We start from the raw sequence: 9711 nt of genomic DNA, 5'->3' as shown, positions 1-9711 counted from the left end.
GAGGCCACCCCCGCCGCCGACGCCGCGCCCTTCGGCCCCTATGAGACGGTGACCGACCCGGCCGCGCTGGAGCCCTGGATCGCCGCCGCGCGCGAGGCCGGCGTGCTGGCGCTGGACACCGAGACGGACAGCCTGGACGCGCTGCACGCCAACCTCGTGGGCCTCTCGCTGGCCGTGGCGCCCGGCCGCGCCTGCTACATCCCGCTCCGCCACGGCCCCGCCGCCGGCACGGGCGACCTGCTGGAGGAGGCGCCGAAGCCGCCGCCGCAGATGACGCAGGACCAGGCCATCGCCGCGCTGCGCCCGCTGCTGGAGGACGCCTCCGTCCTCAAGGTGCTGCACAACGCCAAGTACGATCTGGAGGTGCTGGGCCGCGCCGAGAATGGCGGCGCCACCGTCGCCCCGCTCGATGACACCATGCTGATCTCCTACAGCATGGATGCCGGCCGCCACGGCCACGGCATGGACGAGCTCTCGCTGCGCCATCTCGGCCACCGCCCCATCCCCTATGACGAGGTGACGGGCACGGGGCGCGCCCGCGTGCCCTTCTCCCAGGTGCCGCTGGACAAGGCCACCGCCTACGCCGCCGAGGATGCGGACGTGACGCTGCGGCTGTGGCAGGCGCTGCGGCCCCGCCTGCGCGCCGCCGGGGCGCTGGCGCTCTACGAGCAGGTGGAGCGCCGCATGGTGCCCGTGCTGCGCGACATGGAACTGGCCGGCATCAAGGTAGACGGCGCCGAGCTGGCCCGCATCGGCGAGGATTTCTCGCAGCGCATGGTGGCGCTGGAGCAGCAGATCCATGAACTCGCCGGCAAGCCCTTCAACGTCGGCTCGCCGAAGCAGCTCGGGGAAATCCTGTTCGACGAGCAGAAGCTGCCGGGCGGCAAGCGCGGCAAGGCCGGCGCCTGGGGCACCGATGCCGCCGTGCTGGAGGACCTCGCGGCGCGTGGCCACGAGCTGCCGCGGCAGGTGCTGCACTGGCGCCAGCTGGCCAAGCTGAAATCGACCTATGTCGAGGGCCTCGCCGCGCAGATCGACCCGCGCGACGGGCGCGTCCACACCGATTTCTCCATGGCCATCACCTCCACGGGCCGGCTTTCCTCCACCGAGCCGAACCTGCAGAACATCCCCATCCGCACCGAGGAGGGGGCGCGCATCCGCCGCGCCTTCGTCGCCGAGCCGGGGCATGTGCTGCTGGCGGCCGACTACTCGCAGATCGAGCTGCGGCTGCTGGCGCACCTGGCCGACGTGCCGAGCCTGCGCGACGCCTTCGAGAAGGGCGAGGACATCCACAGCCGGACGGCGGCCGACATCTTCCGGCTGGAGCCGGACAAGGTGGACCGCGAGGCGCGGCGCCGCGCCAAGACCATCAATTTCGGCATCATCTACGGCATGTCCGCCTTCGGGCTGGCGGCGCGGCTCGGCATCGGGCCGGGCGAGGCGCGCGGCATCATCGACGCCTATTTCTCCCAGTATCCCGGCATCCTGGAGGAGATGGAGCGGCTGAAATCCGAGGCGCGGGAGACCGGCTACGTCACCACCCCCTTCGGCCGCAAGCTGTGGATCGACGGCATCCAGGCCAAGGAGCAGGCCCGCCGCGGCAATGCCGAGCGCGCCGCCATCAACGCCCCCTTCCAGGGGGGGGCGGCCGAGATCATCAAGCGCGCCATGGTGCGGATGCCCGCCGCCCTGAAGGCGGCGGGCCTCTCGGCGCGGATGCTGCTGCAGGTGCATGACGAGCTGCTCTTCGAGGTGCCGGAGGCGGAGGTGGAGGCCACCGCCGATTGCGTGCGGCGGGTGATGGAAGGCGTGGCCGAGCTGCGCGTGCCGCTGAAGGCCGAGATCGGCCATGGCGCCAACTGGGGCGAGGCGCACTGAGGCAGGCCGCCGCCCGGCGGCATTCCCGGAGAGAGGCCGCCGGCAGGAGCGGGCTTCCGGACGCAACGCCGAGCAGAGATGAGAAAACCCCGCCACGGCGACGTGGCGGGGTTTTCTGTCATTCCAGGCTGCCCCGCCCGAAGGCGGGGCGTGACCACGCTGATCAGGCGATCATGAAGTGGTCGGCGCTGGTGGTGCTCTCGGTGAGGCTGTCCACACTGGTCAGGCCGGTCAGCTTCACCAGCGTATCCGTCGTGCCCTGGACGAACAGGTAGCTGTCGCTCAGATACTCGAACACGGCGGCGGCGTTCAGGGCCAGGGCGCCATCCACGATGCCCAGGGCCTCGTCGAAGGTGGACGGACCCGTCCCCTCGAAGGCCAGCACGCCATCGGCGAGGGCGTAGGTGCCGGTGCTGTCCACGTCGGCCGCCACGGAGGCGGCGGCGAGCACCAGCTGGTCATTCGCGCCCAGGCCGGAGATCGACTCGAAGGCGCCGGTGGTGGAGGCGTTGGTGACGGTGATGAGATCATTGCCGCCGCCCAGGGCCAGCGAGCCGCCATCCTTCAGCTGAGCCAGGCTGAAGGTCAGGGCGCCGGACAGGCCGGAGGCATCGACCGAGGCCAGGGCGGTGCTGGTCACGCCACTCAGGTCCAGGGCGCGGTCGCCGGTGACGGAGACGGAGGCCAGCACATCGGTGGTCGCGCTGTCGGTGTAGGTGACGACGTTCGAGGCGTTGTCGCCACCGGACATGATGGAGAGGCTGGTCGCCACGCCCGTCAGCGCGATGGTGGAGACGTTGTCGCCCGATGTCGTCTCGCCGTCGATCCCGGCCAGGTAGTCGGCGTCGAGCACCGCGCTCAGCGTCCTCGCGTTGGTCGCGTTGATCGCCATCCCGGCGGTATCGATGGTCGTGTCGGCGGTGCCGGTCTCGTCGGCGTCCAGCGTCACGGTCAGGCTGCCGGCGGTCGCCTGGGTCAGGCTCAGGGTGTCGCCCGTGCCCATGTCGCCCGTGGCGCGGAAGCCGATGCCGCTGCCGATGTTCTGCAGGACACCGGCGTTGGAGCTGCCGCTGCCCACGAAGTCAGTGACGCTGTTGTTCTGCGCCAGGATGCCGACATCGAGGGTCTTGCCCAGGTCCTTCACGTCGAACACGTCGAAGCCGCGGAACGCGCCGATGTTGGCGGAGCCGACCAGGCTCAGCAGCAGCGTGTCGGTGCCGGCGCCGGCATCGATGACATCGCTGCCGTTGATGGCGACGCTGCTTTCGAAGCTGTCGTCGCCCGCGCCGAGGTTGACCGTCAGCACGCCCGTGCCGCGGCCGGAGATGCTGACGCTGTCGCTGCCTTCGCCGGCGTTCACGGTGGTCGTGCCGGTGCCGGTGGTGGAGACCCGGATGGTGTCGTCGCCGGCGCCGGAATTCAGCGAGGCGGCGGCGCCGCCGCGGGCCGTGGCGGTGTTGAGGGACAGCTCATCATCGCCGCTGCCGGTCAGCACCGAGGTGGTGGCGGAGTCGGCAGAGAACTCGATCGCGCCGGTCGAGGCGGAGGCGTCGACCGTATTCACGCTCCTGGTCGAGGCACCGGCCTCGTTCACATCCAGGGAGACATCGATCTCGGTGTCGATGGTGACAGCCTCGACATCGGTGCCCGCGATGATGTCGAGATTGGGCGTGTCGCTGGAATCCTCGCTGACGGTCCCCCTGAGAGTGACGGAGGCGAGGGACTCGCCGGAGACTTCGTCGAAGTCGAAGCTGCCCGCATCGACATTGTCGACCGCCAGCATGACCGAGGTGGCGTCGTCGGCGGCGATGACAGTGACGTCGTCGTCCTGGTCACGGAAGCCGGCCGTGGTGGTCTCGGCCAGGTTGATCACGGTGGCGGCGTCGCCGATCTGCCAGATCTGGGTCGCGCCCCTGAACTTCGAGGCATCGACGGAACCGCCGGAATGGGCGGCGGCGGCGGCGGCCTCCGTATTGTCGATGTTGATGATCTCGACATTCGAGACGGTGCCGGCCAGGCGCGAATTGGCAGTGCCGGCGACCGCGATGTTCAGCGTGTCCGTGCCAGCGCCGCCATCGATCGAGTCGAGGGCATTGATCTGGGTCTGCTGGCTGCTGTCGGTCGGGCTGTAGCCCTCGGCAACGAACGTATCCTCGCCGGAGGTGCCGGTGAAGGTGTCCTTGCCCGCGGTGAGATAGAAGGTCTCGCCCGGCGTCACGGTGCTGCCATCGGTGTTGAAGGCGGGGCGGCCTTCATTGGCGCCGAACAGCAGGTAGTGCGCGTAGCCGCTGGCGAAGTCCCCGTTCTCGACGGCGGCGGCGACATCAGGGTTGGCGGCCAGGTAGGCCTCTTCGCTGAACTGGCCCTCGAAGGAGCCGCCGCTGCGCCCCTCTTTCACGCCGAAATTCACGAAGTGATGCCAGGCGCTCGGGATCAGGCCCTGGCTCACGGCCGCCAGCACGTCCGGGTTGTTCAGCAGGTATGAGGCCGCGTCGAACATGACGTTCGGGGCGCGCATCTCGAACTGGCCGAACTGCTGGAAGTGCTCGTAGGCGCTGTTGAAATGGCCGGACGTGATGGCAAGGAGGACGTCCGGATTGGTGCGCAGGTAGTACTGTTCGTCGAAATAATCCGCAGCAAACGCCTCAGACATTGTTCTATCTCCTGGAAGGACCAAGAATCGGACGCTTTACCTGGAGACATCCAATTCTCCTGATAAAACACCCTCTGATACGCCGTTCTTACGGGAACCGGTTGGACCAGAACCCGAATTGGCCCGACGAATACCTGAACCGAGCCGCAGGTTTACTCGGCTCAGGCGTTCGCCCGCACCTTGTTGTCGCAATGACGCAATTTTATTGTACGGCCTCGAAGATCAATTCTGTCTTTCTGCGATCCGCTTAATCACGCAAGGATAGGCTTGAAGCACCGACTTGAGCTGGGCGAGGAAACTCTCCACCGCTTCCGGCAAAAGAAACCGCATGCGCGGCATGTTCGACATGCACACGTCGAAAATATACAAACAATATTCAAGTAACAATTATAGATACAGAGATTTTCCGTCTTCTCCTGACTCGATAATTTTTTATCGACCAGGAGTTGGTGCCTACCCTATGTCGGCCACAGCTCAAGTTCAAACAAAAAATACAGTAAAAATTCTCTTAAATTCTATCGTTATAGTTTCTAATTCCTAGACTCAAATTTGTTCCGAATTCAGAAGAGGATATTAATTACATGATTATAAATAAAATCCTGATCTGCTTTTAAGTTCTCGCTAATATTATTCCTGCGATATCTCCTGTCGTTTGATTTTTTGGCGCGAAAATTGCTTTCCGATTGAAATTTCTAGCCACGCAAAACCCGACGCGTCTTGTTGATCCGGCGAACAGCCAAATTTTTGTTTCGTACAACAACCGATTTTAATAGTTGGCTTGAGATCAGGAAAAAATGCTTCCGACTTGCCGGCGGCGAGGGCATTGCGCCGCATCTCTCATGTCAGGAAGGGTCGCAGCACAGCCTGCCGCTCCTGCTGCAGAGCCAGGCCGGCCTTGCCCCTCCTGTGAAATCGGCCCAGGCTTCATGCAGTCTGCGGCTTCGTGCCGATTCGCCACATGCCATTCGCCCGGCGCTTCGCCTCGGCCGGCGATTCGGCCGCCACGCTTTCCGGCGCCCTGAACGGGCAGGCACTTCCCGCGTTAGCGGCCCGCCTCCTTCATCAGCTCCCTCTCCCGGGCCAGGCCAGGCGTGCGATTTCCGGCAGAAGGCGAGGCCAGGATGACCACCGGCTTCGCCCGCAAAGGATGGGTCAGCCCTGCGCAGCCTTCGGTTGAGCGGCGCGGCGCAACGGTCTAAGCCCCGCGCGACGAGACTGCAGGAAGGTTGGACCGCACATGGCCGACATCGTGACCATCCGCCGCGCCCTGATTTCGGTGCATGACAAGACCGGGCTGCTCGACTTCGCCCGCTTCCTCGCCGGGCGCGGCGTGGAGATCCTCTCCACCGGCGGCACCGCCCGCCTGCTGCGCGAGAACGGCGTGGCCGTGGTGGACGTCTCCGACCACACCGGCTTCCCCGAGATCCTGGACGGCCGCGTCAAGACGCTGGTGCCGCAGATCCATGGCGGCCTGCTCGGCCGCCGCGCGGACCCGAAGCACGTGGCGCAGATGGATGAGCACCGCATCGCGCCGATCGACCTGCTGGTCTCCAACCTCTACCCCTTCGAGGCCACGGTGGCGAAGGGCGCCTCCCACGAGGAGACGGTGGAGGAAATCGACATCGGCGGCCCGGCCCTGACCCGCGCGGCGGCCAAGAACCACGAGGATGTCGCCGTCATCACCGCGCCGGAGCAGATGGCGGAGGTGCAGGCCGAGATGGAGGCGCAGGGCGGCACCAGCCTTGCCACCCGCAAGCGCCTCGCGGCGGCGGCCTTCGCCCGCACGGCGGCCTATGACACCGCCATCTCCACCTGGTTCGCCGAGAAGCTGGAGCAGGACTTCCCGCCCCGCCTCGCCATGGCCGGCGTGCTGCGCCAGACGCTGCGCTACGGCGAGAACCCGCACCAGCAGGCCGCCTTCTACACGGACGGCTCCAACCGCCCCGGCATCGCCACCGCGACGCAGGTGCAGGGCAAGGAGCTGTCCTTCAACAATCTGAACGACACCGACGCCGCCTTCGAATGCGTCGCCGAGTTCGAGAAGCCCGCCATCGTCATCGTCAAGCACGCCAACCCCTGCGGCGTGTCGGAAGGCGAGAGCCTGGCCCGGGCCTGGGACCTGGCGCTGCGCTGCGACCCGGTCTCGGCCTTCGGCGGCATCGTCGCCGCCAACCGCCCGCTGGACGCCGCCGCGGCCGAGCGCATCTCGGCCATCTTCACCGAGGTGGTGGTGGCACCGGACGCCGATGAAGCCGCCCGCGCCATCTTCGCCCGCAAGAAGAACCTGCGCCTGCTGCTGACCGGCGGCCTGCCCGACCCGGCCTCGCCCGGCCGCGTCATCCGCTCCGTCTCGGGTGGCTTCCTGGCGCAGTCGCGCGATGCCGGGCGCATCGCCGAGTCGGCGCTGAAGGTGGTGACGAAGCGCGCCCCCACGGCGCAGGAGATGGCGGATTTGATCTTCGCCTTCCGCGTCGCCAAGCACGTCAAGTCCAACGCCATCGTCTATGCCAAGGGCGGCTCCACCGTGGGTATCGGCGCCGGGCAGATGAGCCGGGTGGATTCCGCCCGCATCGCCGCCTGGAAGTCGGCCGAGGCCGCCAAGGCCGCCGGGCTGGAGGCGCCGCTGGCGCATGGCTCGGTCGTCGCCTCCGACGCCTTCTTCCCCTTCGCGGACGGGTTGCAGGCGGCGGCCGCCGCCGGCGCCACGGCGGTCATCCAGCCGGGCGGGTCGATCCGCGACAATGAGGTGATCGCGGCGGCCGACGAGGCGGGGCTGGCGATGGTGTTCACCGGAATGCGCCACTTCCGGCACTGAGGAAAGGAACCTTCTTTTTCTGAAGAAAAAGAACTTCTCACAGCGTCTTGTAGTAGAACACCGTCGCATCCGCACCGCCCCCGCTGCGCAGGGCATAGCCCGGGATCGACCCGGCCTCCCGCCAGCCCAGGGCGCGGTACAAGGGCTCCCCCGCATCCCCCGCCTTGGTGTCCAGCACCAGCAGCGGGCGCTCTTCCGCACGCGCCACATCCTCCAGCGCCAGCATCAGCGCCCGCGCGATGCCCTGCCGCCGCATCGCCGGGTGCACCATCAGCTTCGAGACCTCGGCCCGGTGCCGCCCGTTCGGCAGCCCGGCCAGCGCCAGCGCGCCGGTGCCGGCGATGCGGCCCTCCCGCCGCACCACCAGCACGCGGCGAGAGCCGTCGCGCAGGCTGCCCTCCAGCCCGCGCCACCAGGCAGCCGCCTCGCCCGCCGGCATCGGGTGCAGGAAGCCGATGCTGGCGCCATCCGCCACGCAGGCCTCCAGCAGCGCGGCGAGCTCGGGCAGCGCGGCGGGCAGGGTGTCGGCGGTCAGTTCCTCGATCATGCGCGGGGCTTTCAGGGCTGGATGATGGCCAGGAGGTAGCGGGCGGCGGGGCCGCTGGCGGGGCAGGCGAAGGCGCTGGCGCCGTGCAGCCGGTAGCGCAGGCAATCGCCCGGCGTCAGCGCATGCGCCACGCCCTCGACCGTCAGCACCAGCCGCCCCTCCAGCAGCCAGAGGTGGTGCTCCAGCCCCGGCAGGGGCGAGCGGGCATAGTCGATGCGCGCGCCGGGCGGCAGCACCCCCTCCAGCAGCTCGCCGCGCAACCCCTCGGCGGGGGGCGAGACGGAGCGGCGGCGGAAGCCCGTCTCCGGGTCGGTCCACAGCGTCTGCGCAGCGGGCGGCACCAGCGCGGCGGGGGCTTCCTCCACCGTCCGCATCAGCCAGGAGAGCGGGCGGCCATAGGCGGCGCAGAGCCGGCCCAGCATGCCCGCCGTGGCGCTGGCCTCGCCCCGCTCCAGCCGGGAGAGGGTGGCGCGGCTGATGCCGGTGCGCTCGGCCAGCGTCTCCAGCCCCCAGCCCTGCTCGGCGCGCAGCCGGGCGAGGCAGGCGGCCAGGCGCGCTTCCAGCGGGTCGGGCGGCGAATCTTCTCTCATGAGAGAATTTTTCTCTACTTGGAGATCACCGTCAAGCCTCTCCGTTTCCCGGCCCTGCCTGTAGGATGCCCGCACCATTGGAGAGCGCGATGTCCGACTGGCTGGTACCCGTCGCCCTGTTGTCCGTCCTGATCACGCTGGGGCTGCTGGGCATGATGCTGCTGCGGCGCCCCGCCCCGCCCGCCGCCACCGGCCTGGAAGGCTTCGCCCTGCTGGCCGGCAAGCTGGAATCGCTGGCCGCCACGCAGGAGCGCCTCGCCGCCCTCACCACAGACCGCCTGGCGCAGCAGGACCGGCAGCTGGCCGAGCGCCTGCACGAGACCAGCCGCCGGCTGGATGCCAGCCTGCTGGCGCAGAACGAGCGCATGGCCACCGCCACCGCCGGGCTGCGGCAGGCCATGGCGGCGCAGAACGAGCGGCTGGACGCGGCGCTCGCCCAGCAGAACGAGCGCTTCCTGCGCAACCTCACCGATTCGGCGCGCCAGGCACAGGAGACGGCGGGGCAGATCCAGGAGCGGCTGGCCGTGATCGACGCGGCGCGGCAGAACATGGAAGCCCTGGGCGCGCAGGTGAACGCGCTGGCCGGCATCCTCGGCAACAAGCAGTCGCGCGGCGCCTTCGGCGAGATGCAGCTGCGCCAGCTCATCGAGGACCGGCTGCCGCAGGAGAGCTTCTCCTGGCAGCACACCCTCTCGAACGGCACGCGCTGCGACTGCCTGATCCACCTGCCCTACCCGCCCGGCCCGGTGGTGGTGGACAGCAAGTTCCCGCTGGAGGCCTGGCAGGGGCTGCGCGACGCGGAGGACGCCGCCGCCCGCAGCGTCGCCGCCCGGCAGTTCAGCGCCGACATGCGCCGGCATGTCGAGGACATCGCCCGCAAATACCTCATCCCCGGCGAGACGGCGGAGGCCGCCATCCTCTTCGTCCCTTCCGAGGCGGTGTTCGCCGAGCTGCACACCGGCTTCGGCGCGCTGGTGGACGAGGCGCAGCGGCGGCGCGTCTATGTCGCCTCCCCCACCACGCTCTGGGCCATGCTCTCGGCGATGCGGGCGCTGATGCAGGACATCCGCATGCGCGCCCAGGCGGGGCGCATCCGTGAGGAGGTGGGCAAGCTGGCCAGCGACGTGGCGCGGCTGAACGAAAGGGTCATGAAGCTGAAGGGACACTTCAACCAGGCGCAGGACGATATCCGGCAGATCGACATCAGCACGGAGAAGATCGCCCGCGC

7 protein-coding genes are annotated in these 9711 nt (G+C 68.4%); 3 read left to right on the top strand and 4 right to left on the bottom strand.

The annotated features are described in order from the left end of the window. Nucleotides 1-1878, top strand: a 1878-nt coding sequence (polA, locus tag ACZJYS_RS19555; RefSeq protein WP_493180020.1) for a DNA polymerase I, incomplete at its 5' end; no start/stop codon positions are given. 163 nt (nucleotides 1879-2041) lie between these two features. Here the strand turns inward: polA and ACZJYS_RS19550 are convergent. Both ACZJYS_RS19550 and ACZJYS_RS19545 read right to left on the bottom strand, forming a co-directional pair. Then, nucleotides 2042-4531, bottom strand: coding sequence for a beta strand repeat-containing protein (locus ACZJYS_RS19550; RefSeq protein ID WP_493180019.1), 2490 nt, complete (start codon nucleotides 4529-4531; stop codon nucleotides 2042-2044). 627 nt (nucleotides 4532-5158) lie between these two features. Continuing rightward, nucleotides 5159-5365 (bottom strand): hypothetical protein, encoded by a 207-nt coding sequence (locus ACZJYS_RS19545; protein ID WP_493180018.1) that lies wholly within the window; start codon nucleotides 5363-5365, stop codon nucleotides 5159-5161. 403 nt (nucleotides 5366-5768) lie between these two features. Here ACZJYS_RS19545 and purH point away from each other — a divergent pair, with 403 nt between their 5' ends. After that, a complete protein-coding gene (purH, locus tag ACZJYS_RS19540; RefSeq protein ID WP_493180017.1) occupies nucleotides 5769-7346 on the top strand; it encodes a bifunctional phosphoribosylaminoimidazolecarboxamide formyltransferase/IMP cyclohydrolase in 1578 nt (525 codons plus the stop codon). A gap of 37 nt (nucleotides 7347-7383) precedes the next feature. Here purH and ACZJYS_RS19535 read toward each other — a convergent pair whose 3' ends face one another. Both ACZJYS_RS19535 and ACZJYS_RS19530 read right to left on the bottom strand, forming a co-directional pair. Continuing rightward, nucleotides 7384-7893, bottom strand: coding sequence for a GNAT family N-acetyltransferase (locus ACZJYS_RS19535; protein ID WP_493180016.1), 510 nt, complete (start codon nucleotides 7891-7893; stop codon nucleotides 7384-7386). Nucleotides 7894-7904: 11 nt separating this feature from the next. Continuing rightward, complete coding sequence (locus ACZJYS_RS19530) at nucleotides 7905-8483, bottom strand: helix-turn-helix domain-containing protein (protein WP_109515861.1); 579 nt, start codon at nucleotides 8481-8483, stop codon at nucleotides 7905-7907. An 89-nt stretch (nucleotides 8484-8572) separates the two neighbouring features. On the opposite strand from ACZJYS_RS19530, the gene ACZJYS_RS19525 reads away from it, so the two are divergent. Further along, a partial coding sequence (locus ACZJYS_RS19525) for a DNA recombination protein RmuC (protein WP_493180015.1) occupies nucleotides 8573-9711 on the top strand: 1139 nt, incomplete at its 3' end.

Source organism: Roseomonas sp. TS2, from assembly GCF_058833935.1.
This window is presented reverse-complemented; position numbering and strand designations above follow the sequence as displayed.

Bases quoted from the DNA above. Each gene is read 5' to 3' on its own strand.
- ACZJYS_RS19545 (WP_493180018.1), bottom strand. From the start codon at position 5,365: ATGCGGCGCAATGCCCTCGCCGCCGGCAAGTCGGAAGCATTTTTTCCT.
- ACZJYS_RS19535 (WP_493180016.1), bottom strand. From the start codon at position 7,893: ATGATCGAGGAACTGACCGCCGACACCCTGCCCGCCGCGCTGCCCGAG.
- ACZJYS_RS19550 (WP_493180019.1), bottom strand. From the start codon at position 4,531: ATGTCTGAGGCGTTTGCTGCGGATTATTTCGACGAACAGTACTACCTG.
- purH (WP_493180017.1), top strand. From the start codon at position 5,769: ATGGCCGACATCGTGACCATCCGCCGCGCCCTGATTTCGGTGCATGAC.
- ACZJYS_RS19530 (WP_109515861.1), bottom strand. From the start codon at position 8,483: ATGAGAGAAGATTCGCCGCCCGACCCGCTGGAAGCGCGCCTGGCCGCC.